At 62.4% G+C, this 17,419-nt stretch carries 17 protein-coding genes; 10 read left to right on the forward strand and 7 right to left on the reverse strand.

The window, feature by feature from the left end; all coding sequences use genetic code 11:
* Nucleotides 1–20: 20 nt before the first annotated feature.
* From NKH89_RS13965 to NKH89_RS14010, 10 genes are all read left to right on the forward strand, one after another.
* Nucleotides 21–914 carry an ABC transporter permease gene (locus NKH89_RS13965; protein WP_352494690.1) on the forward strand — a complete coding sequence of 298 codons (894 nt, stop codon included), beginning with the start codon at nt 21–23 and terminating at the stop codon, nt 912–914.
* A complete protein-coding gene (locus NKH89_RS13970) occupies nt 911–1,705 on the forward strand; it encodes an ABC transporter permease (RefSeq protein ID WP_352909132.1) in 795 nt (264 codons plus the stop codon). The genes NKH89_RS13965 and NKH89_RS13970 overlap by 4 nt, the downstream gene beginning before the upstream one ends.
* A 15-nt stretch (nt 1,706–1,720) precedes the next feature.
* A complete protein-coding gene (locus tag NKH89_RS13975; protein WP_023719045.1) occupies nt 1,721–2,785 on the forward strand; it encodes an ABC transporter ATP-binding protein in 1,065 nt (354 codons plus the stop codon).
* 341 nt (nt 2,786–3,126) lie between these two features.
* The gene (locus tag NKH89_RS13980; RefSeq protein WP_023719046.1) at nt 3,127–3,513 is read left to right on the forward strand and encodes a class I SAM-dependent methyltransferase; all 387 of its coding nucleotides are present in this window, start codon (nt 3,127–3,129) and stop codon (nt 3,511–3,513) included.
* On the forward strand, nt 3,449–4,285 hold the full coding sequence (locus tag NKH89_RS13985) for a class I SAM-dependent methyltransferase (protein ID WP_198030481.1): 837 nt from the start codon (nt 3,449–3,451) through the stop codon (nt 4,283–4,285). Before NKH89_RS13980 ends, NKH89_RS13985 begins: the two co-directional genes overlap by 65 nt.
* A 27-nt stretch (nt 4,286–4,312) precedes the next feature.
* The gene (locus tag NKH89_RS13990) at nt 4,313–5,263 is read left to right on the forward strand and encodes an NAD-dependent epimerase/dehydratase family protein (RefSeq protein WP_352909133.1); all 951 of its coding nucleotides are present in this window, start codon (nt 4,313–4,315) and stop codon (nt 5,261–5,263) included.
* A gap of 17 nt (nt 5,264–5,280) precedes the next feature.
* Complete coding sequence (locus tag NKH89_RS13995; RefSeq protein ID WP_023719048.1) at nt 5,281–6,453, forward strand: glycosyltransferase family 4 protein; 1,173 nt, start codon at nt 5,281–5,283, stop codon at nt 6,451–6,453.
* Between the two features lie 68 nt (nt 6,454–6,521).
* A complete protein-coding gene (locus NKH89_RS14000) occupies nt 6,522–8,072 on the forward strand; it encodes a cation:proton antiporter (RefSeq protein ID WP_352494694.1) in 1,551 nt (516 codons plus the stop codon).
* Between the two features lie 193 nt (nt 8,073–8,265).
* Complete coding sequence (locus NKH89_RS14005) at nt 8,266–9,180, forward strand: endonuclease/exonuclease/phosphatase family protein (protein ID WP_352494695.1); 915 nt, start codon at nt 8,266–8,268, stop codon at nt 9,178–9,180.
* A 7-nt stretch (nt 9,181–9,187) separates the two neighbouring features.
* Complete coding sequence (locus NKH89_RS14010) at nt 9,188–10,033, forward strand: EamA family transporter (RefSeq protein ID WP_023719051.1); 846 nt, start codon at nt 9,188–9,190, stop codon at nt 10,031–10,033.
* Here NKH89_RS14010 and NKH89_RS14015 read toward each other — a convergent pair whose 3' ends face one another.
* Genes NKH89_RS14015 through NKH89_RS14045 form a run of 7 tightly spaced genes read right to left on the reverse strand, consistent with a single transcriptional unit; the run spans nt 10,034 to nt 17,312 of the window.
* Nucleotides 10,034–10,345: a Dabb family protein gene (locus NKH89_RS14015; RefSeq protein WP_023719052.1), complete on the reverse strand. Its 312-nt coding sequence runs from the start codon at nt 10,343–10,345 to the stop codon at nt 10,034–10,036. It lies immediately after the preceding gene.
* Nucleotides 10,346–10,355: 10 nt separating this feature from the next.
* A complete protein-coding gene (locus tag NKH89_RS14020) occupies nt 10,356–11,984 on the reverse strand; it encodes a GMC family oxidoreductase (protein ID WP_352494696.1) in 1,629 nt (542 codons plus the stop codon).
* Nucleotides 11,985–12,013: 29 nt separating this feature from the next.
* The gene (locus NKH89_RS14025; RefSeq protein WP_023719054.1) at nt 12,014–12,775 is read right to left on the reverse strand and encodes a 3-ketoacyl-ACP reductase; all 762 of its coding nucleotides are present in this window, start codon (nt 12,773–12,775) and stop codon (nt 12,014–12,016) included.
* Nucleotides 12,772–14,286: a GMC oxidoreductase gene (locus tag NKH89_RS14030; protein WP_352481921.1), complete on the reverse strand. Its 1,515-nt coding sequence runs from the start codon at nt 14,284–14,286 to the stop codon at nt 12,772–12,774. The genes NKH89_RS14025 and NKH89_RS14030 overlap by 4 nt, the downstream gene beginning before the upstream one ends.
* 5 nt (nt 14,287–14,291) lie before the next feature.
* Entirely contained in the window at nt 14,292–15,407 is a 1,116-nt protein-coding gene (locus NKH89_RS14035; protein WP_023719056.1) for an ABC transporter ATP-binding protein, read from the reverse strand.
* A gap of 4 nt (nt 15,408–15,411) precedes the next feature.
* Complete coding sequence (locus tag NKH89_RS14040) at nt 15,412–16,356, reverse strand: carbohydrate ABC transporter permease (protein WP_023719057.1); 945 nt, start codon at nt 16,354–16,356, stop codon at nt 15,412–15,414.
* Entirely contained in the window at nt 16,353–17,312 is a 960-nt protein-coding gene (locus tag NKH89_RS14045) for a carbohydrate ABC transporter permease (RefSeq protein ID WP_023719058.1), read from the reverse strand. The genes NKH89_RS14040 and NKH89_RS14045 overlap by 4 nt, the downstream gene beginning before the upstream one ends.
* Nucleotides 17,313–17,419: the final 107 nt, after the last annotated feature.

Here is a 17,419-nt window from a genome sequence, read left to right on the forward strand (position 1 = left end):
ACTCCATGGCAGATTCCACAATGTCCCAGACAGCCAGCGTCAGTCCTGGCGCGCCGGAGATCAGCCGCCTTCGGCTGCCACTGCATTGGTTAGGCGTAACTCCGTTCTTCATTTTCGCGCTGCTCTTTCTGATCTTGCCCACGGTAGGGCTGGTCGCGGGCGCGTTCAAAAATGCAGCTGGCGACTATACGCTCGATAACATCATAGCGTTGTCGCAACCCAAGCTCGCGGCGGCCTATTGGGTATCCATTCAGATCAGCTTTGTTTCTGCGATCCTTGGCGCCTTGATCGGCCTGGCAATGGCCGTGGCAGTCGTTCGCGGAGGTTTGCCGTCGTGGTTACGCTCGGCGACCTTGACCTTCTCGGGCGTCGCCTCGAATTTCGCCGGCGTGCCGCTGGCATTCTCGTTCATCGCGACGCTAGGTCGGCTCGGAGTGGCGACAATCCTGTTGCGAGACATTTTCGGCATCAACATCTATTCGCTCGGCTTCAGTATCTTTTCGTTTTGGGGCCTAATCCTCACCTACCTTTATTTCCAGATTCCATTGATGATTGTCATCATCACGCCGGCGGTCGATGGGCTGAAGAAGGAATGGGGTGAAGCTGCCGCCACGCTCGGCGCAAGCAATTGGCAATATTGGCGCATGGTGGTCATCCCGGTCTTATGGCCGAGTTTTCTCGGTACGACGGTCCTCCTCTTTGCCAACGCGTTCGGGGCGGTCGCAACAGCCTATGCACTGACGGGGCCGTCACTCAACATCGTGCCCATCCAGCTGTTCGCGCAGATTCGCGGCGACGTGCTTTACAATCCGAATCTAGGCTACGCGCTTGCATTCGGCATGATAGTCATCACCGGCTTGGCCAACCTCTTCTATATCTTGTTCCAACGGCGAGCCGAGCGGTGGCTGAAATGAAGCAAGGCAGCCGCTTTTGGGCTTGGCTCGTTTTTGGCGTGGGAACCGCCTATTTTGTCCTGCCGCTTTTGGCGACCTTTGAATTCTCCTTGCGTAAGCGGCGCGGGGAATACTCCCTTGACGCCTACCGCTCAGTCTTCGAAGATCCGAATTTCCAGACGACATTTACCTACTCCGTCGTTGTGGCGGTTTTCACCATTCTTTTGGGCGTGCTCCTCGTTGTCCCGACGGCCTACTGGATTCGGCTGCGGCTACCGAATCTGCGGCCGCTCATAGAGTTCATCACTCTGCTGCCGCTGGTTATTCCCGCTATCGTCATCGTCTTCGGCTACATCAGAATGTTCGGTTCGAATTCAACGCTGCCTTTCCTGGCGACAGCGCGCGGCACCGATGTTCTGCTGGTCATCGGCTATGCAGTGCTGGCGCTGCCTTATATGTACCGGGCGGTCGATACCGGTCTCAGGACCATCGACGTCAGAACGCTCACCGAAGCCGCACAAATCCTCGGCGCCGGCTGGACCACCATCATCGCCCGCATCATCCTGCCGAACGTACTGATCGCCGTCTTATCCGGCGCGTTCCTGAGTTTTGCCATCGTCATCGGCGAGTTCACCATGGCCTCGCTGTTGAATCGCCCAGCCTTCGGCCCCTATCTGCAGAACATCGGCGCCAACAGTGCCTATGAGCCGTCGGCACTGGCGATCATTTCGTTCGCCATCACCTGGGGCTGCATGTCGCTGATCCAGATCCTGTCGCGCTTCGCGCCGAAATCGGCAAACCGCCCGAACTGATCGAAAGAAAAAGTCATGGCCGAGCCATTCCTCTCAATACAGCAGGTGCAAAAATCCTTCGGCGCCACCACCGTGGTGCAGGATTTCAACCTCGACGTCGAGCCGGGCGAATTCGTCTCCTTCCTCGGGCCATCGGGCTGCGGCAAGACGACGGTGCTGCGCATGGTCGCCGGCTTCGAGGAGCCGAGCGCCGGCAAGATCGTGGTGGCCGGCAAGGACATCACCCGGCTCAAGCCCAACCAGCGCAATGTCGGCATGGTGTTCCAGGCTTACGCGCTGTTTCCGAATCTGACCGTGGCGCAGAACATCGGCTTCGGGCTGAAGGTCGCGGGCATGCCCAAGCCCGATGCCGACAGGCGCGTTGCCGAGATGCTCGACCTCATCAAGCTGCCGCAGATGGGCGATCGCTATCCCTATCAGCTCTCCGGTGGCCAGCAGCAGCGTATCGCGCTGGCGCGGGCCATCGCGCCGAAGCCGAAGCTCCTGCTGCTCGACGAGCCGTTGTCGGCGCTCGATGCCAAGGTGCGCGTATCGCTGCGCGAGGAAATCCGCTCGATCCAGAAGAAGCTCGGCATCACCACCATCTTCGTCACCCACGATCAGGAAGAGGCGCTGTCGATTTCCGACCGCATCGCTGTGATGTATGGCGGCAAGGCCGAGCAAGTCGGCACGCCGTTCGAGATCTACAACCGACCGGCAACCAAATTCGTCGCCAATTTCGTCGGCACGCTGAACGTGCTGGAAGGCACGGTCACCGACGCGGCTTCGGGCAAGGTGCGCGTCAACTCGCAAGAGGTCTCGCTCAAGGGCAAGCTCAACGGCTCGAAGTCCGGGGACACGCTGTCGCTGGCGTTGCGGCCCGAGGCGATCTCGCTCGGCCGCCACCCCGGCCGCGACTCCAGCCTTTCGGGTGAAATCGCCGAGGTGCATTTCCTCGGTTCGGTGATCCGGGTGCGCGTCGGCATCGGCGGCAGCACGGTCTCGCTAGACACATTCAACAGCCCGGCAACGCCGCCGCCTGCAGTCGGCGAAAAGGCCGAGATTTCGTTCTCGTCCGGCGACATGCTTGTGCTGCATTGAGGCAGTTCTGGAAAAACTGTTCCACATTTTCCTGGGATCGCCTTCAGGCGATCCGCCAATAGACAGGCGGATTTGCCTCGGCGCGAGCAAAAGAACCGGATCTGCTCAGACCCAAGCTTGGTAGCGTGACAATTGTCGATCGGACGAATATACGGAGGTCGCGACGGTGTGATTTCCTGTGCTCCACATTTAGTCAGGAATGTTGCAATCGCGGTCAATCTCATGCGTCAAAAGAGACAAGCAGACCGCCAAGGGAAACCCGCTGGGGAGTGAAGATTGATCCTTGAATTGGAATTGTCTGCAGCCGGTTTTGTGACCTGCAGTTTGGGACATTTTGGCTGATGGGCTCCAGCAATTTCCTGGACTCTGAAGACGCTGTGCGCAGGTTGCCTGGTCATCCGGAACAGGCCGACTTGGCGCGCGCAGCGTATTTCCATCAACTGAAATCGATGCCGGCGCGCCGCTATCATGGAAGTGCCGAGTTGCGCCGCAATTTGCCGAAGCAGCTTGGGCGAGCCTTTGATCTCGGGGTGGGCAATGGAACCCTGTCTCTTGCGTCGGCGGCCGATGGATGGCAGGTCACGGCGGTTGAGCCGGACCCTAGCGCGTTGACCGGAACTGATGCGATTCGGGCGCCCGCCAGAAACACCGGTACGCGCATTGATGTCGTCGAAGCCGGTCACCTGGTATCGTTCATTTGTGAAAAGGAAGATCGTGATGTCGGCTAAAGGGGTCGAAGAAGCGCGGCCGATAACAGTCACTGATACCGCGGCTGACATCTACTCGGACAGTCAGTACCTTGCCAACAATCCTGACTGGCATCTGGCCGATACAGCCTGGAAGGCGCGCGAGATCGCAAACATCCTGGAGCGCAACAATGTTGTCTGGCGCGACGCCGTCGAGGTCGGCTGCGGCAGCGGCGGCATCGTCGGCAAATTGGCCGCGCAATATCCGGGCAGACCTATTCATGGATACGATATTTCCGAAGACGCAGCAAAACTCTGGCCGCTGCAAAAGGCGTCTGGCGCGATCTTCCACCACGAGGATTTTCTGGCGACCAAGTCAGTGCATGACCTTGTCATGCTGATCGACGTCTTCGAACATGTCGAAGACTATATGGGCTTTTTGCGGGCACTGCGCCCGCACGGCCGCTATCACGTTTTTCATATTCCTTTGGACCTTCACGTCCAGGGACTGGTTCGGCGAGCTTACATGCACGCACGTCAGAAGGTGGGGCATCTCCATTATTTCACGCGCGAGACCGCGCTTGCGACGCTTGAGGACACGGGTTACACGGTGGTCGATTGGCACTTTACCGACGTGGCGGGCGAAGCCAACGTTTCCACGAGGCCTCTGCGCACCAAATTGCTCAATCCAGTGCGCAAACTGATAGGCAGCGTTGCCCCCGCTACCAGCGCGCTGCTGCTGGGCGGCTTTTCCCTCATGGTGCTCTGCCGGCCGCGCGATGATCCGTCCGCCCCGGCTGCCATGCCCTTGTGAACTTCAGATAGCCGGAGAGAAATCCTGATGACGAATCCCCAACGCGTCCTCGTTACGGGCGGAGCTGGTTTCATAGGCTGGCGGTGCGCGCGAAATCTCGCCAAGGACGGCGCTCGGGTGTTGATCGCCGATAATCTTTCGGTCGGCATGCCGATGCCTGACATGGACGGATGCGAGACGCGGGAGATCGACATCCGCGACAAGAGTGGGATGGTAGAGTTGGCTGAGGGTTTCAAGCCCGACACCATTATCCACCTGGCGGCTATTCACCACATTCCGACATGCGAGCGACAGCGCGCCTATGCGTTGGACGTGAACGTGGTCGGCACCGAAATCGTCCTCGATGCTGCTGAAAAGGCTGGTGTCGGAACGGTCGTGCTGGCGTCCAGCGGCGCGGTGTACGACTGGGTCGATGCCCCGCTCGACGAGGATGCGACCAGGACCTGGCCTTGCGACAACTATGCTCTGTCCAAGCTGACCAATGAAAGCCAGCTTCGTTTCTGGGCCGACAGGACCGGCGGGAGGGGGCGTGTGGCGCGCATCTTCAACACTATCGGCCATGACGACCCCAATGCGCATCTCATTCCCGATATTCTCAACCAGCTCTACAATGCCAAGGGCCAGGCCAGGATCGCATTGGGCAATCTGAAACCGCGGCGCGACTACATCCATGCGGAGGATACCGCTGCCGGGGTGGCGGCTTTGGCCGGCGACACTGGTGAGGCGAGTTTCGATGTCATGAATATCGGTTCCGGCAGGGACGCATCGGTGGAGGAGCTTGTTCGCCTGATCGGAGCGGCGATGAAGGTCGATATCGAGATCGTCGAGGACAAGGCGCGCTTACGCAGGGTCGACCGCGCAACGCAACTGGCCAAGGTGGACAAGATCGGAAATCGAGTTGGCTGGTCCGCCAAGATCGAACTTCCAGCCGCCGTGGCCGATATCGTGCGCGGGTTTCCTTTCAGAAAGGCAGGCTGAGGCATCGAGGGGCGAAGATGATTACCGCGGGCTTCACGCTCATCGGCCGAGGCAACTGGTCAGGTGGGGAGACCTACCTGCGCAACATGCTCGGCGTTATTTCCAGCGAATTGGCCGGGAAGTTGCAGGCCAAGCTGTTCTTAACTCCGGCGCAGGCAGAAAAGATCGGCACATCGATGGATGCTTTCCTGGCCGCGCCGCCGATCGTCGATGCGAAGGTTGCTGATTTTGGCCGCGGTCGCAACGCCATCCGGGCGCTGGCCAGCGGCAGCGACGCCGATGCGGCACGGATACTAAGCCACGAAGGCGTCGACGTGGTGTTCGAGCCGGCGCAGTTCTACGGCAACCGTTTTCCGATTTCTGTCGTATCGTGGATTCCTGACTTCCAGCACCGACACTTGCCACACCTGTTCTCGCGCTCCATGTGGTGGCGTCGCGATTTGGGATACCGTCTGCAGACGTCCGGCAAACGCATCATCCTGTTGTCGAGCGATGACGCCAGGCGGGACTGCGAGACGTATTATCCCGCAGCACGCGGCAAGACGGCGGTCGTTCGGTTTGCAATCGATCTTGATCCGGCCCCGCATATAGCAAGGCAGGCGGAGGTGATCGCACGGTATGAACTGCCGCAGCGTTATTTCTACCTACCGAACCAGTTCTGGTCGCACAAGAACCATGGGCTTGTGATCAAAGCATTGGCGCACATATCGGCAAATGGCGGGCTTGATAAGGTTGCCCCCGTGATCTTGACCGGGCGAACCGAAGACCCGCGCAATCCCCGACATTTCGACCAGTTGCTGGCTAGCGCCAGGGAGGCCGGCGTGTCGGGTCATTTCCGTCATCTGGGCCTTGTGCCTTACGAGGATGTGTTCGGCCTCAACGCTGCTTCCGATGCTCTCATCAATCCTTCGCTGTTCGAGGGCTGGTCAACCACGGTCGAGGAAGCCAAGGCGCTCGGCACACGGATGCTCCTCTCGGATATCAGCCTTCATCGGGAGCAGGCGCCAAACGCGACGTTCTTTCCGGTCGACGATGCCGTGGCGTTAGCGTCCGCCATGGTCACCATGTCTCAGGGACCGGCGCGAACGCATGAAAAGGCCGAAAAGCTGCGTGCCGATCATGCGGCGCGTCGCCAGATGTATGCGGACGCGCTTCTTGGAGCATTCCAGCGCGCCGCCGCAGTTCGCTGACCGCCCTCAGTCATGATCGAACCGTCCAGGCCCCTGCCGTCGGTCGCTTTTCACGGTTATAACTGGGCATGGCGCTTTTTGAACTGACCCTTGTTCTTCTCCTGGCCGCGGTCGCCCTGACGGCGTTGTCACGGCGTCTGCAGATTCCCTATCCTTCGTTGCTGGCGCTGGCCGGCGCCGGCATAGCCTTCCTGCCGTTTGCACCGACCATCGAGATCGACCCGGAGCTGGCGCTCGCTCTGTTCATCGCGCCGGTGCTGCTCGACGCGGCCTATGACACGTCGCTGCGCGATCTCAACCGCTACAAGGTTTCGCTCATCCTGCTGGCGCTCGGCGCCGTCATCTTTACCACCGTGACCGTGGCATTTGTCGGTTGGACGATGGCAGGCCTGCCCATTGCCGCGGCCATAGCACTTGGGGCGATCGTGGCGCCGCCCGATGCCGTCGCAGCCGCGGCCGTGCTCGGACAGTTCAAGGTGCCGCACCGCATCACCGCCATCCTGGAAGGCGAGAGCCTGCTCAACGACGCCACGGCGCTGTTGATCTACAGGATGTCGGTTTCCGCAGCCGCCGGCTCCATCCTGTTCAGCAGTGCCGTACCAATGATCCTGCTGTCGACGGTTGGCAGCCTTGCCGCAGGCTATGTGCTCGGCCGGTTGTCTCTCGCGATACTCGGCCGCATCGACGACCCGGCGAGCGGCACCGTGGTGCAATTCGCCTCAACGTTCGGCGTCTGGATCCTGGCCGACAGGATAGGGCTTTCCGCCATCATCACGATCGTCGTCTATGCCATGACGATCGCACGTACGTCGCCGCGCCGCATGCCGGCAAGGAATCGTGTCAGTTCCTACTCGGTCTGGGAGACGGCGGTGTTCGTGCTCAATGTCTTGGCCTTCGTTCTGATGGGACTTCAGGCACGGTTGATCGTCGGCCGCCTTGCTGAGCAGGGGCAGGTCGAAGCATTCATCTTCGCCGCAGCCGTGCTGGCTGTCGTCATCGTCTCGCGGCTGGTCTGGGTGCTGGGCTGTGGCGCGATTCTCAGAAGGCTGGCACGTCTGGGCGATGAGGACAGGCGGAGAGACGCTCCGACATTTCGCGGCGGCGTGCTCATCGGCTGGTGCGGCATGCGCGGCCTGGTGACGCTTGCGGCAGCCTTCGCCTTGCCGGCCGATTTTCCCGGCCGCGACCCGATCGTGCTCGCCGCTTTCACTGTCGTGCTCGGCACGCTGGTGCTGCAAGGCGTCAGCCTGAAGCCGTTGCTGCTTCTGCTCAATTTCGACCCCGACCAGACCGTCGACCGGGAGGTCGCGCAGGCGCGCGTCGCCATCATGCAGGCGGCGCTGGACGTGCTGAGCGGCAAGACATCGAGTGCGGCAGGGGCGGTGCGAGAGCAATATGCGGCGCAGCGCGCCATCGCCGAAAACCCGGAGGATGCCCAGGCCGCGACCGAGTATGACAGATTGCGTCTTTATGCCATCAAGAGCCAGCGCGATGCGCTGGAGCGTTTGCGCATCGACGGAACGATCGGCGACGAAGCCTACCACCGCCTTGAGGAAGAAATCGACTGGTCGGAACTGGCAGCATCCCCGCCCGGTCGGTTCCAGCCGCTGACCACTTAAAGCGCGTCGCGTTTGGACAGCCTCTTGCGACGCGCTTTAAGTTTTTGTCTCTATGCATGTCGTTATCCCAAAACCGCTGCGCACTTTTGGGCGACAAGCATTAGCATCTGGCCCAAGCTCCCTCCGCCCGGCTGCACATTGCAAGGCTGTCAGCGAACGGCTACTGCCAGCAGGAAACTGAGCCGGATAAGCAATGAAGCTGGTCAGCTACAACATCCAGTACGGCTTCGGCAGCGATGGCCGCTACGATCTGGCGCGCTGCGCCAAGGTCGTTGCCGGCGCCGACATCATCGCCTTACAGGAAGTGGAGCGGCACTGGTTGCGCAGCAACGAGGACGACCAGCCGGAACTTCTTTCGCAATTGCTGCCCGACTACCATTGGGTCTATGGCCCGGCCTTCGACATGGATGCCAGCCGACGGCGTGAAGGCCGCATCGTCAACCGGCGGCGGCAATTCGGCACCATGCTTCTGTCGAAGCTGCCGATCGCCTGGTCGCGGCTGCACACGCTGCCGCTCAGGCGCACGCTGCGGCCGCTCAACACCCGCAATGCCGCACTCGAGTGCATGATCCGCACCCCTGCCGGCCCGGTGCGGGTGCTGTCGCTGCATCTGGCACATATTGCCGCCGAGGAGCGGCTGGAGCAGATCGAATACCTGCTCGCCGAGCATCACCGGGCGCCGTCCGAGGGCGGGCCATGGAGCGGTGCCGACGATGAGCCGGCGCGCAACTGGAGCAATGGCGAACAGGAGCCGGAAAGCCCGCTGGCGGCGATCTGGATGGGCGACTTCAACATGGAGCCGGGCAGCGCCGAGTACCGCCGCATCGCCGGCAGCGCGCCCTATCATCGCGGTGCCGCCTATCTCGACGGTTTTGTCGATGCCGCCGCCGTCGCCATGGAACCGACAACGGATTTCCATACCCATGTGAAGACCATCGACGGCAGAGTAGCAAAGCGCCGGCTCGACCATTGCTTCGTCGGCGGCATGTTTGCCGGGCGCGTGCGTTCGGTCAGTGCCGATGTCGGCCAAATCGCCTCCGATCATTTTCCGCTCTGGGTCGATATCGACATGGAAGCGCCGGTAGCCACCGGGATCGGCGGCGGATGAGCCGCCGATGAGCCTGTTTGTCTTTTTCGCGGTGCTTGCCGCTGCGGCCATGCATGCGATCTGGAACGCGCTGGTCAAGGTCCATCTCGACCGTTTCCTGTCGATTACGCTGATGACGGCCGGCATGGGTGCCGCCGCGCTGGTGACGTTGCCTTTCGTCGAGGTGCCGAAGCCGGAAGTGTGGCCATACATCCTCGCCTCGGTTGTCTTCCACATGGGCTACAGGACGTTCCTGATCGGTGCCTACAAGGCCGGCGATTTCGCCCAGACCTATCCGCTGGCGCGCGGCACCGCGCCGCTATTGGCTGCTTTGGGGGGCATTGTGGTTGTGGCCGAGATGCCGGCGCCGCTCGCTATCGTCGGCATCGTCTTGTTGTCGGCGGGCACGCTGGTGCTGTCGTTTCGCGGCGGCGCGCATCTGGAGAAGTTGAACCTGCGCGCCGTCGGCTTCGCGCTGGGCACATCGATCTTCATCGCCAGCTATACGCTGTCGGACGGCAGCGGCGCGCGGCTCGCCGCCACCGCGTCGAGTTATGCGGCCTGGCTGTTCGTCTGCGACGCGCTGTGGGCGCTGGTGCTGTGCGTCGTCTTTCGCGGCCCACGGGCGCTGCCGGTGCTGGCGCGCGACTGGAAGGCGGGAATCTATACCGGCGTGCTCAGCGGCGGCGCCTACTGGATCGTGATGTGGGCGATGACCAAGGCTCCGATCGCCTCGGTGGCGTCGCTGCGCGAAACATCGATCCTGTTCGCCATGATGATCTCGGTGTTCGCGCTCGGCGAGAAGATGACGGCATGGCGAGGTGCTGCGGTGCTTAGCATCGTCGCCGGCGTCGTTGCGCTGAGACTGGGATAGTCACGCGATCTCCAGGTCGCACACTATCAGCCCGTCCGTGCCACCTTCGAGCGCCGCGACCAGTCTCGCGCCGGCTCGCTGGTGCGCTTCATGCTCCAGATAGGCATCGCGTGCCGCCGCATCGCGAAAGTCGATGGTGAAGCCGTGCGTGAAGCCGCGGGCGAAGGGTTCTGGGCTGGTGTTGGCGCTGAACTCGACCTTGCCCATGCCGTCGATCACCGGCCGCAACGCTTCGAGATCGCCATGGATTGCCGCGCGCTCGGCGATGGCGACATCGTTGCGGAATCTGACGAAAACACAGTGCCTGATCATTCTTTGTCCCTCATGCCGCTCGGTTGGTGGAAAACACCGCCGGCGGCAGCGGCTCCCGGCCAAGGATCAGATCGGCGCCCTTTTCGCCTACCATGATCGTCGGCGCGTTGGTGTTGGAGGAGGGGATGCGCGGCATCACCGAGGCGTCGCAGACGCGCAGGCCCTCGATGCCGCGCAGCTTGAGATCGGGCGTTACCACGCTCATCGCATCGTGGCCCATGCGGCAGGTGCCGACCGGGTGGTGGTCGGTCTTGGAACTGCGGCAGGCGTAGTCGAACAGTTCGTCGCCGGTCTGCAGGTCGGGTCCCGGTAGTACCTCGCGCAGCACGTAGGGCTGCAGCGCCTTCTGCCGCATGATCTCGCGCGCCAGCCTCAGCCCCTTGATCGACATGTCGCGGTCACAGGGATCGGACCAATAGTTCGGATCGATCAGCGGGCGGTCGGCCGGGTCGGCACTGTTCAGCCGCACCGTGCCGCGCGAGCGCGGGCGCAGGAAGGCCGAGTTCAGTGTCACGCCCGGATTGTTCAGCTTCTCGATGCCGGCCTCGATGCCGGAGCCGAGGCCGAGATGCAGCTGGATATCGGGAGAGGCGGCGGTCGGATCGGCGTACCAGAAGCCGCCGGTCTCGAACAGGCTGGAGGCCACGGGGCCCTTCTTCAGGAGAAGATACTGCAGGCCGGCCCACGCCGTCCAGTGCAGCTTGGCGTAGTTGTCATAGGTGTGGTTGCCGGTGCATTCGGCGATGACGAACAGGTCGAGATGATCCTGCAGATTGGAGCCGACGCCGGGCAAATCGTGCACCGGCGTCACGCCGACCGCCTTCAGATGGTCGGCCGGGCCGATGCCCGACTGCATCAGAAGCTTCGGCGAGCCGATGGCGCCGGACGAGACGATCACCTCGCGTTCGGCGTGCAGGGTCGTTGGCTGGCCGCCCGGCCCGTCGACGATCTCGACGCCGACGGCGCGGCCCTTGTCGACGACGATGCGTGTCACCAGAACGCCGGTCCTGACGGTGAGATTCTTGCGCTCGCGGATCGGCCTGAGATAGGCGACCGAGGCGGAGGAGCGTTTTGCGTCCTTCTGCGTCAATTGGTAGTAGCCGACGCCCTCCTGGCTGGCGCCGTTGAAGTCGGGATTAAAGGGAATGCCCATCTCTTGTCCGGCACGGAAATAGGCCTCGCAGATCGGCAGCGGCGCGATCGGGTTCGATACGCCGAGCGGGCCTTGGTCGCCGTGAAAATCGTTGGCATAGCGCTGGTTGTTCTCGGCGCGCTTGAAATAGGGCAGCACGTCGCGATAGCCCCAACCGGCAAGGCCTTCTTCCTTCTCCCAGGCATCGTAGTCGCGTGCGTTGCCGCGCGTGTAGATCTGGGCGTTGATCGAAGAGCCGCCGCCGATCACCTTGGCCTGCGTGTACCGGAAGACGCGATCGTTCATGTACTTTTGCGGCACCGTCGACCAGCCCCAGGCGGCGATGCCCTTGGTCATCTTGGCAAAACCGGCCGGCATGTGGATCAAGGGATGCCAGTCCTTGCCGCCGGCTTCGAGCAGCAGCACCTGATGCGACGGATCTTCGCTCAGCCGATTGGCGAGTACGCAGCCGGCCGGGCCGGCGCCGACAATTATGTAGTCAGTCATGGGATGTAGTCGATCATGGCGTCACCTGTTCATAGCCTCGGCACGGACAGCGCGCCGTCGACATTGATGACCGAGCCGGTCGAAAAGCCGAGCTTGCCCCCGGCGAGCGCCGCCACGGCGGCACCGATATCCTTGCTCTCGCCCCAGCGCATTGCCGGCACCAGGCCGCCGTCGATCAATCCGTCATATTTGGCGGTGACACCCGCGGTCATGTCGGTGCGGATGATGCCCGGCCGCACTTCGAACACGGCGATGTTTTCGGCGGCAAGCCGCAGCGCCAGGTTCTTCACCCACATCGAAAGCCCGGCCTTGGAAATGCAGTAATCGGAGCGTTCCGGCGAGGCCATGGCGGCACTGACCGAAGTGATGGTGATGATCGACCTCGCACCATCGCTCGGCAAGTCGAGCATCGCTTTGGCAACGGCCTGGCTGAGGAATACGGTGCCGCGCAGATTGATGCTGAGCACTCGGTCGAAATTTTCCGGCTTGAGTTCAAGCAGGTCGCCGCGCAGGACGGTGCCGATGCCAGCATTGTTGACCAGGCAGTCGATGCGGCCGAAGGCGCTTGTCGCGGCATCGATCAGCGCTGCATGGTCGTCGAGGTCGGCGATGTCGCCGCTGACATAGGCGAACTTCGCGCCGCGCCCGGTGATGTCGGCGGCGAGCCCGTCGGCGGCTTCGTTGGCAAGGTCGGCGACGAGGATGTCGAAGCCGGCGCTGGCCAGCGCCTCGGCGCAGGCAAGGCCGATGCCGCGCGCGCCGCCGGTGACGATCGCTGCCGGGCGGCTCATGTTGCGAGCTCCGTCTTGCGGATGTGGTCGGCGACGCGCAGCGCCTGTGCGGCGATCGACAGCGCCGGATTGACGGCGGCCGAATTCGGCAGGAAGCCGGCATCGACGACGAACAAATTGCTGTGGTCGAAGGAGCGGCAGAATGGGTCGAGCGGCGAGGTCGCCGGGTCATTGCCCATCTTCACCGTGCCGCACTGGTGCGAGGGCGTGCGCTTGTCGAACGGCCGCGACAGGACGATCGGATAGCCGCAGGCGCGGAAATTCTCGCGCATCACCTTGGTCAGCCCGTCGAGCGACTGCATGTTGGAGCGCCGCCACTGCATGACGATGTCCTTGCCGTCGACCATGATGCGGCTCTCGGGATCGGGCAGGTCCTCGCACATCAGATACCAGTCGACGGCGCGGCCGGCCATGAAATCGAGCGCGAATTTGGGCGCGCGCCTGACATTGGCCTTGAGGATGTTGCCGTCGATCTTGCCGAGGAGTTGGACATTGCCGAGCGGCTTGCCGCCCTTGCCGTCGGACAGATAATAGTCGTTCAGCATCAGCGTCTTCTGGTAGACGGATTTGTTCCGGCGGCGCGGATCGATCGCCAGCATGGCGCTCGAATTGTGGTTCATGAAGTTGCGGCCGACCTGGTCGGAGCGGTTGGCCAGGCCTTTGCCGCCGCCTTTGCCGTTGGGGGAAGGCGAACGCAGCAGGATGGCGGCGGAATTGACCGCGCCGGCCGACAGGATGACCAGCTTCGGCGCGACGCTCTTCAGCGTACCGTTCTGTCGATAATGGACGGCGGCGATCGTCCTGGCGTCCGGCGATGCTTCGAGATGTTCGACATGCGCGCCGGTCTCGAGCTTGATGTTCTGGTCGGCAAGGGCCGACGCCAGCGGCCCCGTTTGCGCGTCGACCTTGCCGGCGCCGGTGTTGGGAAACGCATCCCACGGCGTGCTGCCGTCTTTCAGCCAGGCTTCGATGTCGACGCCGAGCGGCAGCGATGCCGGATGCAGGCCCAGGCTCTTCAACTCGGCGCGCGCACGCGCGATAGGCGGCTCGTCGGGTACCGGGCCGAAAGGGTAGGGCGTCGAGTGGAACGGCTCGGTCGGGTCTTCGCCGAGCGCACCACGCACGCGAAAAAGCTGCTCGGCCCTGGAATACCAGGGTTCGAATTCCTCATAGGAAAACGGCCAGGCCGGCGAGATGCCGCCATAGTGCTCCATCTCCGAAAAGTCTTGCCTGCGGTAGCGGATCAGCACCGCGCCGTAGAATTTCGAATTGCCGCCGACATAGTAGTAATTGCCAGGGTTGAACGCGGCACCCCCGGCCTCGAGCCACATCTCCTTCGGCCGGTAGTGGCCATCGACGAAGATGGCGCGGGTGTCGCGTGTATGCGGCGTCGCCGGCAGCGGTTCGCCGCGCTCCAGCATCAGGATCGAGGCGCCACCGCCGGCAAGGCCGGAAGCGATCGTGGCGCCGCCTATGCCGGAGCCGATGATGACGATATCTGGATTTGTCATGGCCGTCAGACGATGCGTCTCTCGGTCGCCGGATCGAAGAACACCGCCTTGGTCAGGTTGAAGGCGAGCGGCGTGACCGTGCCGGGCTGGATGTTGGCGTCGGCGCGCAGCCGCGCCACCACCGCCTTGCCGCCGAGATTGGTGACCGCGAACGTATCCGAGCCGGCCGGCTCGATGACCTCGATGTGACAGTCGGCGCGGGCGATGTTCGAGGCGTTGCGTTCGGCCCCTTCGGGATCGGTCAGTGCTTCCGGGCGGACGCCGAAGATGATCGGTTTTCCCTGGAACGCCGACAGGCCGGCCGGCGCATTGGCCAGCGGCAGCGAGATCGGCTGGCGCGCCTCGCGCTCCATGACGACGGAGAAGCCGCTGCCGTTGCTGCCGATCGTCGCCGGGATCAGGTTCATCGCCGGCGAGCCCATGAAGTCAGCAACAAACAGGTTGACCGGATTGTTATAGATTTCGGCCGGCGTACCGAACTGCTGCACCTCGCCGTCGCGCATCACCGCGATCTTGGTGGCCAGCGTCATCGCCTCGATCTGGTCGTGCGTGACGTAGACGATGGTGGTGCCGGTGGTGGCGTGCAGGCGCTTGATCTCGATGCGCATGTCGACGCGCAGCTTGGCGTCGAGGTTGGACAAAGGCTCGTCGAACAGGAACAGCTTTGGATCGCGCACCAGTGCCCGGCCCATGGCGACGCGCTGGCGCTGGCCGCCGGAAAGCTGGCTTGGCTTGCGCTTCAGCAAATGGCCGATCTGCAGGACCTTCGCCACCTTGTCGATGGCCTTCTGGCGCTCGTCGGCCGGCACGCCGCGCATCTCCATGCCGAAGGCGATATTGCCGGCGACCGTCATGTTCGGATAGAGCGCGTAGCTCTGGAAGACCATCGCGATGTCGCGCTTGGAGGGGTGGAGATCGTTGATCGTGCGTCCGTCGACGCGGATTTCGCCTTCGGTGATGGTCTCCAGGCCGGCAATGGTGTTGAGCAGCGTGGACTTGCCGCAACCGGAGGGCCCGACCAGCACGAGAAAGCCGCCCTTTTCGAGGTCGAGATCGATGCCTTTCAGGATCTCGACCGCTCCGAAACGCTTCTTCAACCCGTCAATTTCCAGAAAAGCCATGCGATTATCCTTTGACGGCGCCGGCCATCAGGCCGCGCACGAAATAGCGGCCGGCGAGCACATAGACGAGGAGCGTCGGCAGCGCGGCGATCATCGCCGCCGCCATGTTGACGTTGTATTCGACGACGCCGGTCGAGGTGTTGACGACGTTGTTCAGCGCCACGGTCATCGGCATCACGTCGCCGGAGCCGGCATAGGCGGAGGCAAAGAGGAAGTCGTTCCAGATATTGGTGAACTGGTAGATCACCGTCACCACGATGATCGGCAGCGAGTTGGGCAGCATGATGCGCCGGAAGATCTGGAAGAAGCTGGCGCCGTCGATCTGCGCCGCCTTCACCAATTCATTCGGAAACGCTTCGTAGTAATTGCGGAAGAACAGGGTGGTGAAGCCGATGCCGTAGACGACGTGGACGAACACCAGGTTCACCGTCGGATTGCCGAAGCCGAAGGTGAGGCCGGTCGCGTTCTGCAGTTTGACGCCGAACCGGCCGAAGCTGCCGAGGATCGTTGCCATCGGCAAGAGAACCGATTGGAACGGGATGAAGCAGGCAAACAGCATCAGCCCGAACACCAGCGTCGCCCCGCGAAAGCGCCACTTCGTCAGCACATAGCCGTTGAGCGCGCCGAGCAGGGTCGAGATGACGACCGCTGGAACCACCATCTTGATCGAGTTCCAGAAATAACCCTTCATGCCGACGCAGGTGAGACCCGAGCAGACCTCGCTCCACGCCCTTATCCAGGGTGCGAAAGTCGGCGCTTGCGGCAGCGCCAGCATGTTGCCGTTCTGGATTTCGTCCATGGTCTTGAACGAGGTCACCAGCATGACGAATAGCGGCATCAGGTAGAACAGCGCGAACAGCGCCAGCAGCCCGTAGATGACGATGCGGTTGACCGTCCTGGCGCGGATACCGCCAGTGTTCTGGCGAGCAGGAGTGGCCACGGCGCTCATCGCGGCTTCTCCCGGAGCTCGGAATAGAGATAGGGAACGATGATCGCGGTGATGGTCATCAGCATGATCACGGCGCTGGCCGAGCCGACGGCCATTTCGTTGCGCTTGAAGGTGTACTCATACATGAAGTTCGACGGCAGCCAAGCCGAGCCGCCCGGCCCGCCGCTGGTCAGCGCGACGACCAGATCGTAGGACTTGATGGCGAGATGCGCGAGCACGATCAACGCCGAAAGGAAGATCGGCCGCAGCAGCGGAATGACGATGCGGCGGTAGAGCTGGAAGGTGGTGGCGCCGTCGATCTGCGCCGCCTTCATGATCTCGCCGTCGATCCCGCGCAGGCCGGCCAGGAACATCGCCATGATAAAGCCCGAAGCCTGCCAGACGCCGGCGATGACCACCGTGTAGATGACGAAATCCTTGTTCTTGATCCAGTCGAAATGGAAGCTCGTCCAGCCCCACTGGTGCAACGTCTGCTCGAGGCCGAGGCCGGGGTCGAGAAACCATTTCCAGGCAACGCCGGTGACGATGAAGGACAGTGCCATGGGGTAGAGATAGATCGGCCGCAACATGCCTTCGCCGCGGATCTTCTGATCAAGCAGGATCGCCAGGAACAGGCCGAGTGCCAAGCAGATGGAAATATAGAGGAAGCCGAAAATCCCCATATTGGTGATCGACGTGTACCAGCTGGACGGCGGATCGCTTTCGAAGGTCCAGCGCCATAGCCGCTGATAGGCGCGTGGCCCGGTGATGGCGTAGGAGGGAAAGGTCTTGGAGTTGGTGAAGGACAGATAGATCGTCCACAGGATGAAGCCGTAGACGAAGACGACGGAGGCGGCAAAGCTTGGCGCTAGCACGAGCTTCGGCAGCGCGTCCTGAAGGCGCGAGCGCACAGAGGCGCCCGGACGGGCATCGTGCTCCGGCGTCAGCGTGATACTGGTTTCAGCAACTGTACTCATCTGTCCATTCCGTATGGCGGGTCCGGAATTCGGCTGTCGCGGGCTCTGCGGCACGAAAGCGTGCCGGTCGGCGCAACCGCAAAACCTCGCCGCAGGGAAATCTCCCC

It is taken from the genome of Mesorhizobium sp. M0923, assembly GCF_040319365.1.
Classification (GTDB): Bacteria; Pseudomonadota; Alphaproteobacteria; order Rhizobiales; family Rhizobiaceae; genus Mesorhizobium.